The organism is Pseudomonas sp. NCHU5216 (assembly GCF_052156495.1).
Classification (GTDB): Bacteria; Pseudomonadota; Gammaproteobacteria; order Pseudomonadales; family Pseudomonadaceae; genus Aquipseudomonas.
Genome location: NZ_JBQLIX010000005.1, coordinates 22,000 through 42,334, shown reverse-complemented (window position 1 = coordinate 42,334; position 20,335 = coordinate 22,000). Strand labels below are relative to the sequence as shown.

Sequence of the window (20,335 nt, the reverse complement as noted above, 5' to 3'; positions counted from 1 at the left end):
CATGGGATGAAGACTAATTTCATCAATTACGCTGGTCTTTGGGTTGTGCTCTCACTTCATTCACTACCAGCAATGGCTTTCATGGACGCTGGAGTCAGCGTGAATGATAAGGGGGTGGGTGCAACTGTATCCGATGATTTGTACTACAAGATTGGAGGAGCGGAAGTAGCGACTCGTTCATCAAGCCGCATGAATACCATTGGGTTTGGTATTGGCGCAGAGTGGGAAGGCTTCCAGATGTGTAGCAAACTCGATTTGGAGGCCACTGTTGCCAACCAGTTGAACGGTGTATCCAATGGCTTCAAAAACATGATGTCAGAAATCATGCAGGGAGCCACCGCTGCAGTAGGCTCATTACCGGCACTTATCATTAAGCGCGCTAATCCAGATCTCTACGATTTATTAAACAACGGTGTTCTACAAGCCCGAGTTGATTTCGATAAAGGTCAACTCAACTGCCAACGCTTCACCGAGACCATGGAAGGGGCAATGTCTGGTACGGGCTGGGACAGAATGGCAGCGCTGAAAGCATGGCAAGAAAAAATTGGCGAGATGCGTGGCGATGCAGTGGCCGTTCAAGAAGAAGTGGCCAAGGAGTCGGGCGACAAGGGTGTTCCATGGGTCGGTGGCGAAACACGCGGCGGTCGCGGTCAAGCTCCCGTCTCCGTCACCCAGGACACAGTGATCGCCGGCTACAACATTCTGAATGGACGTCATCAGGCCGACGATCTCTCACCCGTTCCATCCAGCTCGTGCACCGGCGAGCTATGCCGGCATTGGCCTACGCCCGAGGATGCCGCCGCGTTCATGACTCGAGTGGTCGGCGAGCAGCTAGTCCGTACATGTGAAGGATGCGAGAAATCCAAGACTACCGCCGGCGTTGGGCTGATGCCTCTTATCGCGGAAGAGCAAGAGAAGATTCAGGTCGCCCTTCAAGACTTGGTCACCAAGCGCGTGCCAATCAACGACGAGAACCTGGACAAGGCAAGTGGTGGGTCGATGCGTACTAATCGAACGCTCATCGAAGCGCTGCAGCGAGATCCAGACCAGAACGTACTGATTCAGCGTCTATCAGGTGAGATGGCCTTGGTTCGCGTTCTGGAGCTGGCGATATCGGTTAGTCGGGCGATGCTCGCCGGCATGAAGGAGCCCAACATCGCGAATGTATCGGAAGCGATGGCGACCAACGATCGCAGCCTCTCCATGCTCGAGCGCGAGATCAACATGATCAAGCTGGAGCTCGACCTGCGCAACAGCATCGCCAACAACACTGCGGTGACCATCCTCGAGCGACGTGCAGGCCGACGCGAAGCAGGCAAGCCTATTGACCAATATGACCCAGTCATCAATCGTCCGGCCCAGACCGATGAGTCGAGGGACCAGTAATGAAGAGCTGGTTCATTCGCTACCTTACCAAGACGAGCTTCACAGCCATCTTCATCACCTGGAGCCTTGTGGCACTGGGACTGGCCATGGCCATGCAGTTTGCCGGCGCGACGTTTGCCGGGGCCGGTCGGTTCAGTGAATCCGTGCAGACGGCCATGCCCTGGTTGGTTCCGCTCAGGATCCTGATCTACGTGTGGGGAGCCCGCTACTGGTGGACTCGTTACCGAACGCTCATCGAGGCGAGCCCACTTCCTGACCGACAGCGACGTGCCCGAAACCGCATTGCGGCAGCCTGCTTCTTCTACATTCTGTTGGTCGAGTACACCGCCTGGTCGAGCGTCTTGGAGGTTCGCGCATCATGATGACGCACAGCTACTTGGAGTATTTCCTCACCCTGCTGGGCTGGATACTGAACAACAGCCTCACTGACCTCCTGCTCGGCACTGGCCTGGCGGTACTGCCCTTGGCATTCGTGATCGCCAGCAGCTTCCTCAAAGCGCGTGACCAAGGCGCTGACGAGGGCAACAAGGGGGTATTGGCCTTGACCTGGGTTGAAACCCGGGTTTACACCATGATCTTCATCAGTATTTTTGGCTTCATCCCGTTCGTTCCTATCCAGCTCGGTGTCATCAAGATCGACAGCAGCAGATCCGATCAATGCGGTCGATCCGTCGTGCAGCCTGCCAGTACGGGCTGGGGACAAAGTTTCAGCTCCCTGAATGGTCAAAGCGCCAAGGTGCCAATGTGGTGGTTCTTGGTTCACACAATCTCGAAGGGTGTGACAACCGCTGCAGTAGCCAGCATCCCATGTGGCACTGAGCTTCGTCAGGCGCAGATCGAGATCGACGAAATGCGCCTGACCGATCCGTACCTGCGCCAAGAGGTCGGTGATTTCGTCCGGGACTGCTACGCGAACGCTCGAGTAGCACTCTTCGATGAACGCCCAGCCCTGACCGAGGAACAGAAGATCGATGTCGGCTGGATTGGTAGCAAGTTCTTCATGAGCACCGCTGGCTACTACGACCAGGAGTACTCGCGCACTCCTCGAGCTAACTGGCCGTATGACTCAACGCGTGATGCTGGCCTACCCCAGAACGCCGGCGGAGGCTTTCCCAAATGCAAGCAGTGGTGGGCTGACTCAGGCATCGGTCTTCGAGATCGGTTGATTGAGCAGATCCCGCCAACGACCTGGGAGCGGGTGCGCAACGCCATTACCTTCACCTCCAAGGCCGAGTCCGAGAATGCACTGATTCGCACACTGGTAAGCCCCAAGCGGCAGCGCCTGACAGAAGGCGGCATTTACCCCAGCTACAGCTCTCTCGATCCGTCTGCACTCGGCTACGTCGGCGGGGCTGCCGCTGCCGTAGGTACTGGACTGGGCAGCGTTGCGTTCTTCCCCATGATGCATGCAGTCAGGGAGACCATCCCGTCGGTGCTCGCCTACACAATTATGATGGCCATCATTGCCCTGCCCCTGGTGCTGGTCATTAGTGCCTTCGACGTAAAGGCATTCGTTACTTGCACCATCCTGATGTTCGCTCTGTACTTCCTGCACTTCTGGTTTGAACTTGCACGCTGGCTGGACAGCCGATTGCTTCAGGCGCTTTATGCTAGCGGCGGGCCGAATTTTGGAGAGGGGATACTCGACTTCTCTGCAGATCCTGCAGGCGACATGTACATGGACTTCGCGACGGCTCTAATGTTCTTAGTTGTGCCGATGATTTGGATGGGACTACTGGGCTGGGCAGGAATCAAGGGAGGAGATTTTGCAGCGCAAGCTATTGCCAAATCTTCCGACAACATGGCGAAACAACAAGAAAAAGGTCAAAATGACGCAAGAAGGAAACTAGGCATCTAAATAGTAGGCCACCCTTAATTAGAAATACGGGTGGCCACTTAACTTAAAGAGAGTTCATTCATCATAATCATAGACTTTTACTCCATTCTCATAGTACCCACCGTCCACAAATCCATCTAGCGCAGAATTAAAGCCCTCTTCATCTCCATCCCCACCACCAAAGGCGACAAGCGCCAATACACCAAGCACGAAAACAGCAATCCAGAATGCTGCGAACAAGACAGCAGCCAAGCCAGCGGCTCCCAGCAAAACCTTCACGACAAGCAGGGAAGCTTTCACTAGTGCGCCATGCTCACCAGCCCTTTGAACCAGGTTGCTTTCCATGCGGAACCAGGCTGCACGAAAGCGTTTCACAGCTTGCCCAAGCCCGAAGCCGAAGCGATGCGCGAGAGATGGTTTGCTGTTCTGAACGCTTGCCATGATCTGTTCCTCTGGGCAGCTTCGTTTCGATCGCATAATGCCACGTTTAGTGGGTCAGCGCTTCTCCGTCAAGCTTTTTCTCGGTATGGCGACATAGAAACTGATGCAGAAACAATTAGTAAAAACATCACCTCGCTTTTCATCAGGGCACGTTTTTCCTGGGCCTTGGAGGTGGGATATATCATTCGATGATATTTTATCTATTAGTTTTCCTATTGTATTGAAATTGCAAAAGTAAAACGCCCCCAGAGCCGGCTTGTAGACCGATTGTCGTTGTGCGTGAATATGCGCTCTTTCACTTGGAGAGCAACCTATGTACAGCTCACGCAGCAGCGCTGGTGACGGACCAGCCCTTGTAATTGCCGTCGTAGCAATCATCATCGCATTCTTTGTCATGCAGATTGCTCAGGCCATCGGCTCGGACTTTTTTGTCACGCTGAAGGCATGTCTTCTGACAGTCGCTTTTTTGGGGGCCGCGCTGCTAATGCCGTTTGTATTGGGAATGATCCCCCGACGGTACACGGTTGGATTTGCGGTCTGGCTTTCCTATACATCCTGGTTCGATGTCATCAGGAACATAGCCGAGAAGCAGACGCCTCCCTCGCGTCAGTTCTTCGAGCAGGGGATCGGATTTCAGGAGTACCCGTGGTGGGCTGGCGATCTGTTCCTGTACACCAGCTCGTTAGTTGTCGGCGCGCTGATTGTTTTGGCTATCAGGTACGGCGGCCGGTGAGTATTTGCGCCGCTGCCAGCATCGGATCGCGCTGTAAAACCAGGACGCCTAAGATCAGGAGCCCAAGAATGAGCCTGAGCCGAACAAACCGAAAAATCGTTGAAGAGTTGCGTGCCGGCCTCGACAAGGAAGCGGTTGAACAGGCATTACAGCAGGTGCTGATTACTCCGCGGCAGGCAAAGACCCTGCATAGCTGGATTGACGCGGTAAGAGAGATCAGGGCCAACCCGATACATGCCGTGCAGGGAAAGGACGGCTCACATATTGGGGAGGTTGTCACCCGGAATGCCGGTCGCACCTGGATCGCTCGCCGGTACGGGAAGACGTACCCTGCTGGAGAAGAGTTCCATGAACTGGAACTGGCTTTTCAGTATGTGCGTGAGGCCGAGGCTGGATGTTTCTAAAGCACGGGTACACTCTGCCCCCACCCAAGTCACAGCTGAGTGCCCGCGCGTTAGCAAACAAATGAACCCTTAGACGCTCTTAGTTAAATGCTGATACTCCCATGGCTTGACACCACGGCGCCGGGTCGTGGAAGCTAATTGCGTGGCTCGCTGTCGTTGACAGCCCCCGCCCAGGCAGTTCGGATCTTCAAGCTGCGCCGCTCAGTCGGTGATCCACCTCCCCAGTCCGTTTCGCATCCGGCAGCACGGACAATCGCACCTGGCGATGGATGCTTCTCTTACCCTCTGTTCCTCCCTGCGGGATTCACTACCCGCTTGGGTCTGTGCATCTCCGTATCCCTCATTTGCATATCGGAGATTTCATCATGGCTGACACCAGCACACGCCCATACCTCTATATCGCCCTGTTGGTCTTGATGGTTCTCGTCATATCCATCGGTGGCATTTCTAAGCTCTTCAACGAGCCCCATGCTGAGCGTGAAACTTATTCTCAGTATGTGGCACGTTGCCTGAACCCAGATCGCGACGGTCTGCGAGAGTTGAACTGCATTACAGCTCCCAGCCAGTTCCGGCATCGCTCCATTCCTGAGGGCTAACGCCCAGAATTCGCTCTACTTCACTTTCGGTATTCAACCCATGCGGGGATTCAATCTCCCGCACGGGCGACTTGTGTCTCTGCTTTTCATTCGGAGACACACCATGTCGCGTACCCATAAGTTCGGCCCGATGTCCGTTACACCAGAAGCGGCACGGATCCTGTCCATGCCGGTGGTATTCACTCCCGAGGCATGGCATGAGGCAGTCCACCTGGAAGCAGACCAGCCCAGCATTGACCTTGGTGAGCGCCTCAGCACCACGCTAGCAGCCGCTTACCTAGCCGCATTGGCATCTCCCTCTGCTGCAGTAGTCGACTTCGGCCTGCACCGCCTGCCGCCCGATGGCGACATGCGCAAACCTCTCTGGCTCGACCTCCAAGTCAGCCACGGCGAGCTGTCGCAAGCCACTCAGTTGCTGATCTCGTTGAAGCAGCCTCACGGCCAACTGGCAGCATAACCACTGATGCCGTCTGGACTCGCCTCCAGATGGCCCTTACTCTGAAGGACATCCAAATATGGAGCGATTCGTTTCGTTCTTCGTGCCGATACTGCAGAACATCAGTATCGGAACGCTGCTCAGTGGCCTGTTCTACCTGCTGCTGAGTAACCACAACGACCCTGCTGCGCTGTACCATGCAGTCGTAAGTTTACCCGTTGCGGTAATTTTCCTCGGCGTCGCAGCTTGGCTGCACTGGAGGCACTAGATGAACAACATCCTGATCTACGCTGGCGGTGTTCTGCTGGTTCTGGCCGTCACCGTGTTGTGGGCCATGTGGTTGGATAAGCGCTCAAAGCAACACAACCACTCACACCATTAACCCTCTAGGAGCTGCAACTGCAGCTCCATTCTCTGCATCAACCGGCCCTGGCTTTGACCAGGGCTTTTCATATCCGACCAATCCGTCTTGGGATGCGCATTCCCAAGGGGGAGTGCGTACCCCCAGCCTGGAGGTATCGCCATGCAACAACTCCGTTTGATTGAATTCTGTGATCGAGCAGCATCCAAGCTAGCTGATGAGGATTTCACCATAGGCCAGGCGATCCAGATTCTGGAGCGTCGGCTTTTCAGCCGCGGCCCTGAGCTGACATCTCCAGAAGCGGTGAGGAACTACTTGAGGATCAAGCTTGCGCCCATGGAAAACGAGGTTTTCGGCGCTGTCTTTCTCGACACCAAACACCGAACGTTAGCGTTCGAGATTCTGTTCCAAGGCGGTATTGACAGCGCAAACGTGTACCCACGCGAAGTCGTCAAACGAGCGCTGGCCCACAACGCCGCAGCGATGATCCTCACACACAACCATCCCTCTGGATGCTCTACCCCAAGCGAGGCTGATCGCGTGCTCACTCAGCGCCTGAAAGAAGCGTTGGCCCTGGTCCAGGTGCGCGTCCTCGATCACCTGATCGTCGGCCAAGGCGCACCGCTCTCGATGGCGGAGCTTGGCTGGGTTTAACCCTCATACCTACGCCTCAACCCACCCATACCGGGGCATTGCCCCAGTTCGGGCGTGCCTCCTAATCCCTCTGGAGGACTCATGATCCGCGTCGATGGCCAACTGGTCATTAAATCCATCTCCGGCCGCTATGGCTCATTCAACGTCGCACGCTTGCTCACCAGTATCGGTGAGTTCGCTGTCAAAGACTCGATGCTCGAGCAGTACACCGAGGGGAAGTACGAAGGCAGCTTCGTGATTGCTCATATCGGGCCGTCGAGCTACTCAACCAGCAGCGGCAGAACAGTCATTGAGGTGCGGGCCAAGCTGGACGGCATGACCCTCAACGAGATGGACACACTGTCGGTGGCTGATTCGGAGCGACTCGAACCCAAAGAGCCGGATCCTCTGGATGAAGAACGGAGTAACCCTCCGGCGAGCTCGGTGACTAGCTCTACGAAGCCTCCAGCGGATTCCCCAGCTACTGCGTCCCCCACTTCGCCTCCAGCCCCTGATGAGATGCCTTTTGGCATGTCAGCAGCCGAGTTGGCCAAGGCCCCTCAACCTGAACCAAGCGAGCGCTCTGCAGACGATGCAGACGCAGATCTGTTCGGCACCATTTGGCCATTGGCCGAAATCGTAAAGCTGGATACCACGGTCGATCGCCAGCGCTTGCGTGAGCAATCCAGACGCCTTGACCAGCTCGGTTACACCCTGGACTACAAAGCCCAGCTCTGGCGCCGGAACGACTGATAACGACCGGAGCAATTAATAACTCAACCCCGAGGGGCTTCCTGTCCCTTGCGGGCAGGCGTCCCTCCCCTTTTGGAGGATGCCATGCCGGCGTCGAATCAACTCTTCCGCATAGAAGAATGCCCTGACCTGTATGTCGATGCCTGCGTGTTCGACGAGCAGAGACATCTGGTCTTCCTCTCGACCTGGGGGCGCGACACCGCACTGCAGGAGTTCATGGCCAGGCTAACCCTTGGCAGTGCCGAGAATGGCCTGGATCAATTCCACGTCGTTGCCGGTGGCCATAGCTTGCCCGTGTTCCCCAATACCGAACTCCTGGAGAAGCGCACTACTCGCCAACTCAGGGGAACCCTATTCGGGAGCCTGCTGCATTGCTGGCTATTCGACCGGCGCTGCGCGCAGCCCGACCGGGCCAACCACTTCGCCTATGCGCTCCTGCGGCGTGTGCACGCAGATCCCATTGAAAGGCTTTGGCCTTTGGTGATGGAAACCTGCCCTCTACCTCTCCTGCAGCACTGGCGTGAGCCGGTGATTGAGGTTCTTACCCAACACGAAATGCTCGCCCCGCTTCCCGGGGCAGTTGGCGACGTCAGTGCCTGGCGCCTCGCCCTGCAGCTCGAAGTGCTTGAACCGATCCTCGGCGACCTCATCCGCCGTGGCCTTTTGACCACTGAGGCTCGGGCGATTGCCTGAGCATCCTTTCCAAACAAGGAGTCCACATGGCCCTGATGTTCCCGCGCCTGGCGCGCAACTTCGCCCGAAACGGCTACTACCCCACCGATGAAATCACCCTGGAGCGCATTCTGCAGGCGCTCTCCCCCACCACCGGCCGCATGAGGATCTGCGATCCATGTGCCGGTGAAGGAGTGGCGCTGGCCGAAACTGCGCACGCCCTCGGGCGCGAGCAGGTCGAGGCCTGCGCTGTGGAGTACGACAGTGAGCGAGCGGCACACGCTCGTAAGCTGCTCGACCGGGTGCTGCACAGCGACCTTTTCGACACCATGATCAGTCGCCAATCATTCGGGCTGCTCTGGCTCAACCCTCCCTATGGCGACCTGGTGGCCGACCACTCGGGCGCCTCACAGTACCAGGGCAGTGGTCGCAGACGACTGGAGAAAGCCTTTTACCAGCGTTGCTTGCCACTCCTGCAGTACGGGGGAGTTCTGGTCTTCATCGTGCCCCACTACGTCCTGGACGACGAGTTATGTGGCTGGCTGTGCAACCACTTCACTGAAGTGCGCATCTACGCCGCCGCTGACTCAACCTTCAAGCAAGTCGTGATATTCGGCATCCGTGTACGACGCCAGGATCTGGCTAGGCCCAGAGACGTTGCCCAGGTGCGTGATCGCCTGCAGGCGATCGGCGCCGGCCAAGAGCAGGCCGAGGAGTTGCCCGAATGCTGGCCGTGGGAATCCTATTCGGTTCTCTCGACCAGCAGCGAGTTGACTCACTTCTATCAACTCACATTCGAGCCAGAGCAGTTCGCGAACGAGATCCACCGACTAGGCGGCCTTTGGCCTGACTTCAACCTACACTTCGGACAAATAGGAGTTCAGCCAAGACCGCCTGTGAGGGAGTTGTCCCGTTGGCACCTGGCCTTGGCACTCGCCGCCGGCGCAATATCTGGCGTCGTCACCTCGAGCTCCGGCCGCGTCCTGATACTGAAGGGGGACACCTACAAGGACAAGGTTCATAAAACCGAATTCACCGAGGATGAAAAGGGGAACATCAGCGAGGTGCGAATCCTCACTGATCGATTCATTCCGATCATCCGCGCTTGGGAAATGACCCCAGGCTCCCCCAACCACGGCAGGGTGCTGACCATCAGTTCCTCACCATCAACCAACGAAGAGCCCGCACCGTCATCGCAGGAATCCGAACCGCCTCTGGAGAGATCACAATCTCTGTTGTTCCCCCCAGGGCAGATCGTGATGACGGCAGCCGTCCACCACCTGGTCGAAGCAGGCCAGCTCAACCCAACCTCATGCCTCCAACGTCACCTGAACGGCGACTGGGGCAACCTGGATGCGGACGACTGGAACCTGAACCAACAGGCACTGACCCACGGAGATAGGTTGTTCTCCAGCTACGACATCGACACCGGCGACGAATCCAGGCTCTGGATCATCACCGAGTCCGACCGCAGCGTGACAACCCTTCTGCTGCCCAGCGACTACTGACCCAGCAACATCCCTTCCACACCACCCTGCAGGGTATGCCGATACCCTCCGGGATTCGTGCATGCCCTGCTTTTCCCTTGGAGAAGCTTCATGAACGCACTGACCCAGCCCTCGATGGCCCCCCCTCTGACCATCAACCTTACTGACTTCATCGACGAGTTCGGCGACGAACTGCTGAACTCGCTCAACCGCTCTAACCCTCCGGTCTACACCGGCACCGCCAATGGCGCACGCCAGATGGTGATGGACAAGCTGAAACGCCAGCCCTTCCCTGCTCAAGCCGACGTAGTGCAAGCCATTACGGCACTGCTCCTCGATCGGAACGAGCAGGCCGGCGTCATCAACGCCGAAATGGGCACAGGAAAAACCATGATGGCCATCGCCGTTGCAGCCGTGATGCACGCTGCAGGCTACCGCCGATCTCTGGTCATTTCCCCTCCTCACCTGGTTTACAAGTGGCGCCGCGAAATCCTGGAAACCATTCCGGATGCACGCGTCTGGGTGCTCAACGGCCCTGACACCCTGGTCAAACTCCTCAAGCTGCGTGATCAGCTCGGGTTCCCCTACGACGGACGCCAGGAATTTTTCATCCTCGGCCGCGTGCGGATGAGGATGGGTTATCACTGGAAGCTAGCGTGCTGGAAGAAGCGCGCTGCCGGCGGGCAACTGCTGGCAGCTTGTCCTGATTGTGGCAAGGCGCTCGAGGATCTCGACGGAAACCTGGTCACCGTGGATGAGTTTTACCGAGGTGATCGCCGGCAGAGTTGCTCTCGCTGCCATAGCGCACTCTGGACGTTGATGAGGCCAGGCAAAACCGATAGTGGAGACCGACGCACGACGATTCTAAAGTCGATGTGCCGCATCCCCACCATCGGCCCAGTCCGCGCCGAACGACTTCTACAGGACTTCGGCGAAGACTTCATAGCCTCAATGCTGGTCGACAACGTCTCCGAGTTCGTGAACCTCATGGACGCCAAGGGCAACTTCGTCTTCAGCGACCGCCAGGCCCGCCGCATGGAACGCGCCATGGCCAACATCGAGTTTGGTTTTGGCCAGGGCGGCTACCAGCCCACGGAGTTCATCAAGCGCTACCTACCTGATGGATTCTTCGACCTGCTGATCGTGGATGAGGGGCACGAGTACAAGAACAGTGGTTCGGCTCAAGGCCAGGCCATGGGGGTGCTAGCGGCGAAAGCGCGGAAAACCGTGCTGCTGACTGGCACGTTGATGGGCGGCTACGCCGATGACCTGTTCTACCTCCTGTTCCGCATCCTGACCCGGCGAATGATCGAAGACGGATATCGACCAAATGCCCGTGGCAGCATGGCTCCTGCAGCGATGTCGTTCATGCGCGACCATGGTGTTCTGAAGGACATCTACACCGAGCGTGATGGCGACTCTCACAAGACCGCCAAGGGCAAGAAACTCTCGGTACGAACAGTGAAGGCCCCTGGCTTCGGCCCGAAAGGCATCCACCGCTTCGTACTGCCCTTCACCGTGTTCCTGAAGCTCAAGGACATCGGGGGCAATGTGTTGCCGACCTACACAGAGGAGTTCGTTGACGTCCCAATGGCGCCGGAGCAGCTCTCGGCTTACCAGAAGCTGGCGAGCACCTTGACTGCAGAGCTCAGGCAGGCGCTAGCCCGGAGAGACACCACCCTTCTGGGCGTTGTGCTCAACGTGCTGCTGGCTTGGCCAGACTGCTGCTTCCGCCCAGAGACGGTTAAGCATCCCCGTACCCGTGGATTACTGGCCTTCGTGCCGACAATCTTCGGTGAAGAGGAGCTAATGCCCAAGGAACAAGCGCTGGTCGACCTTTGCCTGCAGGAGAAGACGAATGGCCGCAAGGTCTTGGCATACACCGTCTACAGCGGGACACGCGACACAACCTCCAGGCTGAAGCGAGTCCTCGAGCAGGCTGGGTTGAGGGTGGCGGTACTGAGGGCATCGGTGGACACGGCCAGACGCGAGGATTGGATCCTCGACCAGGTTGACCGAGGCATCGACGTGCTGATCACCAATCCGGAGCTGGTGAAGACCGGGCTGGATCTCCTGGACTTCCCGACCATCGCGTTCCTGCAGACTGGGTACAACGTGTACACCCTGCAGCAGGCGGCGCGGCGTTCGTGGCGGATCGGGCAAAAGCATCCGGTACGGGTAGTGTTCTTCGGCTATGCCGGCAGCTCGCAGATTACCTGCCTGCAGTTGATGGCCAAGAAAATCGCCGTGGCGCAAAGCACGTCGGGAGACGTGCCGGAGTCAGGCCTCGAGTCGTTGAACCAGGATGGTGATTCGGTCGAGATGGCCCTGGCTAGACAACTCATTGCTGCCTGACATCAAGCCACCTTCGGGTGGCTTTTTCTTAGCCTGCCTCAATGCCACCGGAATACCACTTCCGACCACTGCCTTCAATTCTTTCATGTATGTACAGGCAGAATGTAGAAGAGCGGCCATCCGGCAAGTCAAAAGCAAACTTAAACTCCGCCTCATGAATAAGCCCAGTGGTATTAAATTTTAATTTTCGCTTAGTTCTCCGCCCCATATCCTTGAGATCAATGCGCCCAGCGAACACATCAGAGGTAACATAAACATTGAACGCACGCCCACCGGCATTCTCAATCTCAAAAGTATAACTACAACGCCCATTTGCGTTGGTAAATTCGCATTGTCGGACTAATTCAAAGCGTGGACGATGTATTTTATTTTCTAAAACTAAGTTCTCCCCTTTAGCATCCGCGCCAACTTGCGTGATTGTCGAGTCAGCCTTTATAGCTCCCTCACGCCTCACTCTTCTCAGACACCACGCCCAGACACCTCCACCAGCGAAACAGACTGACGCCACCAATAATGCAGCGATAATACTCTTATGCTCAGAACTCCAAAAATCAACAAGCCACCGCTTAATTTCTTCATTCATCCCTGCCAAGATCCTAACGTAATTTCGTATGCGAGAGGATTCTATCCTTTTACATGAATAAGTTCACCCCAATCGGTCGTCGCACGCTGACTCAGCATATCCCGGCGCATTCCCCAGCCCGGGAGTGCTGGCACTCGCCCCAGCCTCAAAGTGCCACGACCACTCTTCTGGTTGATCTCATCCATGACCTGCATGAGGCGATCAGCTCCTGGCTTAGGAGCTGGAGCAAATAGATCAGCGGCAAGATAGAGTGGATTCCTTGGGGGCGCCGCAGAAACGAGCCAGGTGGAGCACCTTCAGGCGGCTGGGCAAGGAATGAAACCATGCGTGCCGGAGGCTGGGATCAATACCAATCGAGAAAGGCTCTGGCGCTAGCACAGAGATTCATGGAAAAGAACAATATTTTTAATCCGAAATTTATACAGGCTCTGTTTCAGGCGTAAATGGAATATCAACATACAGGGTTCCATCGCCTTGCTCTTCAATGAAGAGACCAGCTCGCTCAACAAGTTCCTCAGCAATAATAGAAATCTCTCTAAAGCAGTCTTGGCTAGACCAAGCCCCGTAAGAGCTCTTGATGACTTCACAGCATTCACTGAGACGATCTAAATAAGGCTCAAACCATTCATCATTCAATGCAGTGAAGGTTCTTTCGCAAGAGCGCCAGTCACGATCAAAACTATTCAAATTTCCTAAGTGATAGGCCGCAAACTTCAGCAAGTTTCCACACGCGCCGTACACTTCGGTAAGCACCTGATCTACATTGCCATGAAGTCGATAATCGCGTATTAGAGCATTGACTCGATCATCAAACGTGGCAAGATCATTTAAGAACGCAACCTCATAGGCATCAGTTTGCGCTGCCCCTATATGCCCTATCAATGAGGTGACGGCATATTCATCCCAAACCGCAAAAATCACCTGCCAACGGCACTGCTCGAGCATGCCCCCGAATGACTCGCGCAGCAATACGTTCGGAAAACAGCGGTCGTACACATGGGTTACTTCTACATGTGCGCATTCATGTGCAAGTATATGAAGAGCCTGAGCATGCGGCTCCAAATCATCTGCATTAAGCAAGGGGGTCATGAAGACCGCATTCAAAACTATATGAGACCTAAGCTGAGCTTCACGAATAACCGAGGGAGTCATGGCCACTCCTACAACGTGTGAGTTCGTCGCCGTTAGTCTGAAATTTGTTTCATAGCCTCTATCCAAATCATAGAGAGCTTGGTTGTAATCGATTGCGACCGTAATACCATCAAGTGCGCTTAAATCATAATAACGACCAATTAGGTTTACCCATTCGCCAATGGTACGGCCAAGTCGCCTTGCAACTTCTTGATCTTCGAATCCCAAGAGGTTGATTCTGAAGTTTGGTGCTGTGGTAGGCGGTAGAGAATTTTCTTGTTCATTTACACCGTTTACCTCATCCATAGTCCTCTCCTTTTAACTTGACTGCCCCCCTCATGTGCAGTCCTTGATGTTCTTGCTAGAGGGGAGCATCACGCAGTTTCGCTCGTTCTCAACTATAGATTAAAGAGCAGTTACCAACTCTAGCGGAGAATGCATCGTAGATGTCGCAGCTCACGACAGCCTCCTGCAGATGCGACATGCTCGCCGGATTTGGACTTTCATGGCTGCAGCTTCTGGCTACAAGCTAGCGACAGTTACCAGCCTTGCGATAGCCGGCAGCCTGCGCCTCCGCTTCGCTACTGAACGGAACGCGATTCTTGGGCGCAACCTGGTCATAGCTGGGACACCCCTGCGGAAGATGGTAGACATGGCTATTGCGGTTCCCAATGATCCTACCACTGCCCGCATTTTCGTTATCACGGGTAGTAGGCTTTGTGCGCCCCGTCGACAGCTGGGAAACCAGCCCCTCACGCGCCGGCTTGTGGCCCAGCGTCCAACTCCGCTCGCCAGTGACGAACGGGTTTCTATGCCCCATGACTGCAGCCACACGGCTTTCCCAGCGTTTCTCACTTGTGGTGACCGGATACTGGCGATCCCAAGCCATGAGCAATTGCTGCTGCTTACGAGACATGGATAGGCCATATCGGTCATACATGTAGAAGGTCGAGCGAGCAACCAGACCCTTCACCTCATCACGCGGCTCTGCTGCCTTCCCGCTGAAGTCAATACGGGTACTGCAGGCTCCATACTGAGGGGCGCTGCGCACCATGCCATACAGGAAATTACTCCGATCACCATTGACCTCACCGACTGCTGGATAGAGGTTAAATAGGTCAGCCTCCATGGCGCGGAAGACCGGGTCATCCGCTACGCATCTCGTACGTCCACCATTCTGCCAACACTGCCGCTGATGACCGAACACCCAGGCCGGCACAATGTGCTCCCACTCGATTCGATCGGCCCGAGCCTGCTGCTTGCGGGTTTGGTAGCCACAGGATTCGGGATCAACGCGACCACCGGACTTGCCCATCCACTCCCACTTGCAACCACAGTAGAGCTCGCCATCTGAGCCGTAGGCCTGGTCGAAGAAAATCTTCTGCTTAGCGACAACTTTGGCTGCTGTGAAAGTAGCTGGGGCGTCAGCGCAAGCCGTCAGGGATATGAGCAGGATGATTGCAGCAGTAATAAAGCGAGTCATGAAGAGGCGTCTAGCAAAAAGCGAAGTGTAATCGGTAGTGGGCTGAGTATTCGCCTGAAACCGTCAGGCGCCCTTACTAGCTGCCCCCATTCCGCCGCAGACAAATGCCTTCATACAAACCCGCACTAACCGCCGCGGGCCTGATCTCCGCCCTCCAGACTATCCATAGTATTTATCACGAATACGCTGCGTAAGGTCAGAGAGTTTTCCCTTCCTTCGGTCATCATCTCCATCTTCTCAGGATCTGTCCAAGTCTGAACCACCCCAGGCCGCCTAAAAATGTTGGCAGGTAGAGGGTGCTTGGCGTATGGGTTGTGATAAATGCGCAAGCCGTCGATGATCGTTTCTCCAATTTCCCCAAAGCTCGCTCTTCGATGCGAGATTCCTTGGTTTGTTTCCCATTGCGTGCCGACAACCATCATCGGGTTCCCTGACAATGCATCGACCTTTCCCCAAGTGGCAACATTGCTAAAAACGACCGCACTGACATGAGAAAATCGCTCACAATTAAAAAATCCAAGTTCAATTTCTGAACCGTTGTCTTTTGTAACACTGCCAAGACTTTTACTTTCCAGCCCACCAGGAAACCGCTCTGGACTAGCCAAATATTCTTGTTCGTCGACATAATAGTCATAAAGCAACGCTTCTATGGGGCGGTAGACTTGAAGGTTGAACCAGGGCTGCTCGAATGGCGCGATCGCAAGCAGGAAAGGCTTGCCCTTTACGTGCTCAAGCTTTGAGTACTTGTCGATGTAATGCGTGGCCTTGTTCATAAATGCGTTGGCTAAGCGGATGATTGCGACCCGATTGATCTCGTTCAGATCAATCTCCTCGCGAGCTGGAGGTACCATAGACTTTGACCATTCAGGAACTGATCCTTGAGCTGCGTTTGCTATGGTAGCTTCTAGGACGAATTCGGTTTGTTCCACTGACAGGATGAAGTCAGGCGCATAGTGTTTCCAATTAAACTCTGCACCGAGTTCACGTAAAGCGGCATGCAGGTAGATTTCCCAGAAGCTCGAGTTAAACGTAGTCTGAAATTCTTGTATGAATTTCCCGTCTCGATCTGGAAACCCTTCTAACCACGCTTCCAAAACTTTGCGGGCATAGCCGTTGCTTGGCCGATCACCGCTGATGACTTTGAAGTGCTGATGAAGTCTATCTTCAGTGACTAGCGGCGTGAACAGATCCATCTGGGTTCCTTTCTCAAGACGTTTTCGGTGTATTGCCGAGCACTGCTTAGAGGCGCAGTCAAGGAGCGCCGCTCATGAGCAATTAGGGGGGAGTAGTATATTTTCCAGACACCAATGTCCGCTCCTGGCCGGTAGCTGCTCAAGGCTCCGCAGTTCATTCACTAACGCATCATTTGTTAGCCGTCAAGGCGTTATAGCTGGTAATGAGGTTGCGATAGTCAGCCCTCACAGTGGCCGGCATGACGCGGAACAACTTCCACTGCGCACGAAAATCCAGAGCGCTTCACTGGGCAATTCTCAGTCCCATGGATCGGTTCTAGAACGCCAAACATCGGAAAAATGCGTCGGCGCAATCGGAGTGAACGCTAGTGACAATCGATCTAGCACAAGGCAATCTGCAATCTAGTTCTGGTTCAAATCCACTGCTACGAGCGAACTATTGGCCATCTGGAGGGCCTCGAAAAAATGACACAGACACTCTGCCCCTATTCGCTGTTACCTCTCTCTTCCGCAGCCTCCAACGATGAGCACATACTTCCAGTTGCACTGGGAGCTCCAGCTAGCTTCACCGTGCGAGCGCATGCCGAGGAAAACAGCCGCCTAAATGATCTTATCGACGAGCCAACGGTAACGGATCCGATGGTTCGCTTTCTTGCAATGGCACAAGGAGTTGTTTCGAGATCGGGCGAGGTTAAAGCTCTACTGGACGGTGCGGTGGATGGCACTGGCGAGGCAGTACGAGCGATATTTTCTCAAGCAGGGCTGAAGCTGAGCTTCCATGACCCAGTGGATAAAGATAGCCAAGGCAGAGTGAGCGGCGTTCGTGGTTTCGGCGATGCCGCACGACTGATGGCACAACAGATTGCAGCTAATTACGCAAAGAAAGGAATCACGGCTGAACTCGGCGATGAGACTAGTCGCGAGAAACCTAGCTTGAACATGCAACTAGTCGGAGATATGCAGCTAATCCGTCAGCAGCTATTCAAAATCGCCTATTTGATGACCGTAAGGGTTTTCGGAGACTCTGCGATCAGCGGAGCTAGTGGCAAGACGCTCCGATCTGCGATGTATGCCAAGGATGAAAAAGAACTGGAAGAAATTGGTGTCCAGGGTGCGATATTCCGACCTCTGCCCCTCGGCTTTGCGCGCTCGGCGGGGCATGGTGAGCACGCTATAACGTGCGCCTATATGGCAGGCACTGGTCTGATCGTGTCCGTTGATCTATTCGGTTGCTTCACCCTTTTCACCGTTACTTCAGCAGAGGGAATCGAAGCCGATGAGGGTACAGGCGAAGTTGCTGTCATCAATGTCGCTACTTCAAAGCTCACTAGCACCCCTTACTTAGAGGCGCTTCCAGCAATCATGGCATCTGCCTTTCAAGCCTCAACCTAGGCCATGAGCAACCAATCGCGCGGAAGAGGCTGCTCCATAGTTCGCCCCTCTAGCAGCATCCTCCGCCCGATGGATATCCAGCAATCTGTTACCAGCGTCCGCTTCTGGCCGGTAGCTGCCTTTCGCCTTGTTTCACGTCTGGGAGCTGCGGAATTAACGCCGCACCTATCGACAGCGAGGGCAAAGCAGGCTTTCTAGGTTACGAAGTGCTGTCGGAGCGCGAATTGGTGTCGATCAGACTTGCGAATTAGTGTCGAAACCGATGCGAGCACTCAGTAGGCAGCATCGTGATGCAGCCAGTTGAACCAGAAACTCACCCCAGACCAACTTTTGAATACCCATTGCCCCAGCACCTGGCATTGCGAGGAAATGGCCCAGAAAGGCTGATAAGGGGATAAGGGAAGGGTGATCAATGGGAAAGGCCCTACCCGTAAATGGCCCTGATTCAGCTGACAGGAAAAGCAAAAGGCTGCCAGGTGCCATTCATGAAGAAACTGCTGTCGTTCCTCTCGCTGAAGCCCGCGCGCGCACCAGAGGAAAAGCAAAAGGACACCAGCCCTGGCGGCTACACACGCCCTGAATCAGCCACCTCGCTGCTGGACACTCCCCTGCGGCAGCGCCTGCTGGAGATCATCTGGCAGCGAACCTCGATGTCGAAACAGCACTTCGAGCAGCTCTACCTGGATCCCATACGCCGATACGCCGCCCTGGTTCAGTTACTGCCTGCGTCTGAAATGCATCACCACGCCTACCCGGGTGGCCTCCTCGATCATGGGCTTGAGATCATCGCCTATGCAGTGAAGCTGCGGCAGAGCCACCTTCTTCCTCCTGGAGCTGCTCCAGAAGACCAAGCTGCGCAGGCCGAGGCATGGACTGCCGGCGTGGCATACGGCGCCCTCCTCCACGACATTGGCAAGATAGCGGTCGACCAGCGAGTTGAACTGGCCAGCGGGAAAATTTGGCGCCCATGGCACGGCCCCATCAACGAGCCCTACCGCATGATGTTTGTGCGTGGTCGGGACTACCATCAGCACCCAGCAGCAGGCAGCCTGCTGATCCACCAGGTACTGACGCCTGCAGTGCTCGACTGGATCGCAAGCGTTCCTCTTCTGTTCGGCCAGCTCGCATTCGTGCTGAGTGGGCACTATGACCTGGCCGGCGCTCTCGGTGAAATCGTCATCAAGGCGGACAAGGCGTCTGTGGCCAAAGCCCTTGGCGGGAACACGGCCAAGGCTTTGGCAGTGGTAAACGCACAGCAAGACTCGCTGCAAGCACGGCTGTTGCGCGGGCTGCGACAGATGATCCGTGACTCGGCAGGAGATACACCATTCAGGCTCAACCAGCCTGGTGCAAGCGGCTGGTTGACCGATGAAGCGCTATGGCTGGTGAGCAAGCCGACCTCGGATCGGTTGCGCGCGCTGTTGATGAGCCAGGGCATGGATGGCGTCCCCACGCGAAACTCCAGGTTGTTCGATGAAATGCAGGGGCACGGCATTATCCAACCGACACCGGGAGAGGATCCTAAAGCAATCTGGAACTGCACGATCCAGGATCCAGGAGGCTGGAAGCAAACGTTGACCATGCTCAAAGTCTCGCCGGCATTGATCTGGGCTGCAGGCGAAGAGCGTCCAGCTACTTTTGCGGGCTCAGTCATTGTTGAGTCTGCGGCAGAAACACCGGCAGCGAGTCCCAAGCAAGGACAGCCATATGTTGCAGCTCAGCAGCATGTACCAGAGCTCATTCTGGAGACATCGCCTGAACCTCAGAGCATGGACTTTGAGATCCCATTCGATGACATCGATGGAGAACTCTCGTCCCTGTACTTATCGGCGATCCCTGTATCAAGCCCGACAGAGCGAGAGCCAGATGAGCTGGACTTGCTGATGCAGGGGGTCGCGCCGCTTGAGCATCAGGAGATAGTAGCCAATGCTGCAAGCAATGATGGCAATAAGGCATCATTCGCTGTCAGCGCCCAAGCCATAGCAGAAAATGCTGCGGCAGAGCGTGAATCACGTAGTGCTGGCACAGCACCTTCATGGACAGGCAGAACACTTGAAGGGGAAGCGCTGGGTCAGCGATTCATAGCATGGCTGAAGGAGGGGTTGAGCGCCCGAAGAATTGTTATCAACGATGCAAAGGCTAAGGTTCATACTGTCAACGGAACAGCGTTCATTGTTACGCCTGGCGTATTCCAGCGATTTGTGATGGAGCATCCATCACAAATTAAATTAAGTGAGGGACAGAAGGAGTCTGAAAGCTGGAAAGTCGTACAGAAGCAGTTCCAAAAATTAGGACTGCACAAGAAGACTGACACAGGACTAAACATTTGGAAATGCCGCGTAATCGGCCAACAAAAAAGCAAAGCACTGCTTCAAGGTTACTTGCTCACTGAGCCCAGCACATTATTCAATTCTACGCCGCCTGACAATCCCTTCCTGAGCCTAGAGCAGGGAGAGTAG

Annotated in this window: 21 protein-coding genes; 15 read left to right on the top strand and 6 right to left on the bottom strand. The window is 55.4% G+C overall.

Features of this window, described 5'->3' with window-relative positions; translation table 11 throughout:
- The first annotated feature begins 6 nt into the window (after positions 1–6).
- The 3 genes from ACSVIK_RS05620 to ACSVIK_RS05610 are packed head-to-tail and all read left to right on the top strand — an operon-like array spanning position 7 to position 3,244.
- Positions 7–1,386, top strand: coding sequence for an integrating conjugative element protein (locus tag ACSVIK_RS05620; protein ID WP_442443381.1), 1,380 nt, complete (start codon positions 7–9; stop codon positions 1,384–1,386).
- Complete coding sequence (locus tag ACSVIK_RS05615; protein WP_442443380.1) at positions 1,386–1,748, top strand: hypothetical protein; 363 nt, start codon at positions 1,386–1,388, stop codon at positions 1,746–1,748. Before ACSVIK_RS05620 ends, ACSVIK_RS05615 begins: the two co-directional genes overlap by 1 nt.
- Positions 1,745–3,244: a conjugal transfer protein TraG N-terminal domain-containing protein gene (locus ACSVIK_RS05610; RefSeq protein WP_442443379.1), complete on the top strand. Its 1,500-nt coding sequence runs from the start codon at positions 1,745–1,747 to the stop codon at positions 3,242–3,244. The genes ACSVIK_RS05615 and ACSVIK_RS05610 overlap by 4 nt, the downstream gene beginning before the upstream one ends.
- 54 nt (positions 3,245–3,298) lie before the next feature.
- Here ACSVIK_RS05610 and ACSVIK_RS05605 read toward each other — a convergent pair whose 3' ends face one another.
- On the bottom strand, positions 3,299–3,664 hold the full coding sequence (locus tag ACSVIK_RS05605; RefSeq protein ID WP_442443378.1) for a DUF3742 family protein: 366 nt from the start codon (positions 3,662–3,664) through the stop codon (positions 3,299–3,301).
- 313 nt (positions 3,665–3,977) lie between these two features.
- On the opposite strand from ACSVIK_RS05605, the gene ACSVIK_RS05600 reads away from it, so the two are divergent.
- The 10 genes from ACSVIK_RS05600 to ACSVIK_RS05555 all read left to right on the top strand — a co-directional run bounded on the left by ACSVIK_RS05600 (position 3,978) and on the right by ACSVIK_RS05555 (position 12,094).
- A complete protein-coding gene (locus tag ACSVIK_RS05600; protein WP_442443377.1) occupies positions 3,978–4,397 on the top strand; it encodes a hypothetical protein in 420 nt (139 codons plus the stop codon).
- A 68-nt stretch (positions 4,398–4,465) separates the two neighbouring features.
- Positions 4,466–4,801, top strand: a complete 336-nt coding sequence (locus ACSVIK_RS05595; protein ID WP_442443376.1) for a hypothetical protein — start codon at positions 4,466–4,468, stop codon at positions 4,799–4,801.
- Between the two features lie 365 nt (positions 4,802–5,166).
- Positions 5,167–5,397 (top strand): hypothetical protein, encoded by a 231-nt coding sequence (locus ACSVIK_RS05590; protein ID WP_442443375.1) that lies wholly within the window; start codon positions 5,167–5,169, stop codon positions 5,395–5,397.
- 103 nt (positions 5,398–5,500) lie between these two features.
- Positions 5,501–5,854, top strand: a complete 354-nt coding sequence (locus tag ACSVIK_RS05585) for a hypothetical protein (RefSeq protein ID WP_442443374.1) — start codon at positions 5,501–5,503, stop codon at positions 5,852–5,854.
- A gap of 58 nt (positions 5,855–5,912) precedes the next feature.
- On the top strand, positions 5,913–6,101 hold the full coding sequence (locus ACSVIK_RS05580) for a hypothetical protein (RefSeq protein WP_268179507.1): 189 nt from the start codon (positions 5,913–5,915) through the stop codon (positions 6,099–6,101).
- 255 nt (positions 6,102–6,356) lie between these two features.
- Positions 6,357–6,848, top strand: a complete 492-nt coding sequence (gene radC, locus ACSVIK_RS05575) for a RadC family protein (protein ID WP_442443373.1) — start codon at positions 6,357–6,359, stop codon at positions 6,846–6,848.
- A gap of 81 nt (positions 6,849–6,929) precedes the next feature.
- Complete coding sequence (locus ACSVIK_RS05570; RefSeq protein WP_442443372.1) at positions 6,930–7,580, top strand: DUF3275 family protein; 651 nt, start codon at positions 6,930–6,932, stop codon at positions 7,578–7,580.
- Positions 7,581–7,664: 84 nt separating this feature from the next.
- Positions 7,665–8,273 (top strand): hypothetical protein, encoded by a 609-nt coding sequence (locus ACSVIK_RS05565; protein ID WP_442443371.1) that lies wholly within the window; start codon positions 7,665–7,667, stop codon positions 8,271–8,273.
- A 26-nt stretch (positions 8,274–8,299) separates the two neighbouring features.
- On the top strand, positions 8,300–9,760 hold the full coding sequence (locus tag ACSVIK_RS05560) for a DUF6094 domain-containing protein (protein WP_442443370.1): 1,461 nt from the start codon (positions 8,300–8,302) through the stop codon (positions 9,758–9,760).
- Between the two features lie 90 nt (positions 9,761–9,850).
- Positions 9,851–12,094 carry an SNF2-related protein gene (locus ACSVIK_RS05555; RefSeq protein ID WP_442443369.1) on the top strand — a complete coding sequence of 748 codons (2,244 nt, stop codon included), beginning with the start codon at positions 9,851–9,853 and terminating at the stop codon, positions 12,092–12,094.
- Positions 12,095–12,122: 28 nt separating this feature from the next.
- On the opposite strand, the gene ACSVIK_RS05550 is transcribed toward ACSVIK_RS05555, so the two are convergent.
- The 5 genes from ACSVIK_RS05550 to ACSVIK_RS05530 form a co-directional block, all read right to left on the bottom strand.
- Positions 12,123–12,677: a hypothetical protein gene (locus ACSVIK_RS05550; RefSeq protein WP_442443368.1), complete on the bottom strand. Its 555-nt coding sequence runs from the start codon at positions 12,675–12,677 to the stop codon at positions 12,123–12,125.
- A gap of 41 nt (positions 12,678–12,718) precedes the next feature.
- On the bottom strand, positions 12,719–12,871 hold the full coding sequence (locus ACSVIK_RS05545; RefSeq protein ID WP_442443367.1) for a DUF4113 domain-containing protein: 153 nt from the start codon (positions 12,869–12,871) through the stop codon (positions 12,719–12,721).
- 223 nt (positions 12,872–13,094) lie between these two features.
- The gene (locus ACSVIK_RS05540; RefSeq protein WP_442443366.1) at positions 13,095–14,114 is read right to left on the bottom strand and encodes a hypothetical protein; all 1,020 of its coding nucleotides are present in this window, start codon (positions 14,112–14,114) and stop codon (positions 13,095–13,097) included.
- Between the two features lie 223 nt (positions 14,115–14,337).
- Positions 14,338–15,291: an endonuclease gene (locus ACSVIK_RS05535; protein ID WP_442443365.1), complete on the bottom strand. Its 954-nt coding sequence runs from the start codon at positions 15,289–15,291 to the stop codon at positions 14,338–14,340.
- A 125-nt stretch (positions 15,292–15,416) separates the two neighbouring features.
- A complete protein-coding gene (locus ACSVIK_RS05530) occupies positions 15,417–16,484 on the bottom strand; it encodes a hypothetical protein (protein ID WP_442443364.1) in 1,068 nt (355 codons plus the stop codon).
- A 465-nt stretch (positions 16,485–16,949) separates the two neighbouring features.
- On the opposite strand from ACSVIK_RS05530, the gene ACSVIK_RS05525 reads away from it, so the two are divergent.
- Positions 16,950–17,876, top strand: a complete 927-nt coding sequence (locus ACSVIK_RS05525) for a hypothetical protein (RefSeq protein WP_442443363.1) — start codon at positions 16,950–16,952, stop codon at positions 17,874–17,876.
- A 485-nt stretch (positions 17,877–18,361) separates the two neighbouring features.
- Positions 18,362–20,335, top strand: coding sequence for a MobH family relaxase (gene mobH / locus ACSVIK_RS05520; RefSeq protein WP_442443362.1), 1,974 nt, complete (start codon positions 18,362–18,364; stop codon positions 20,333–20,335).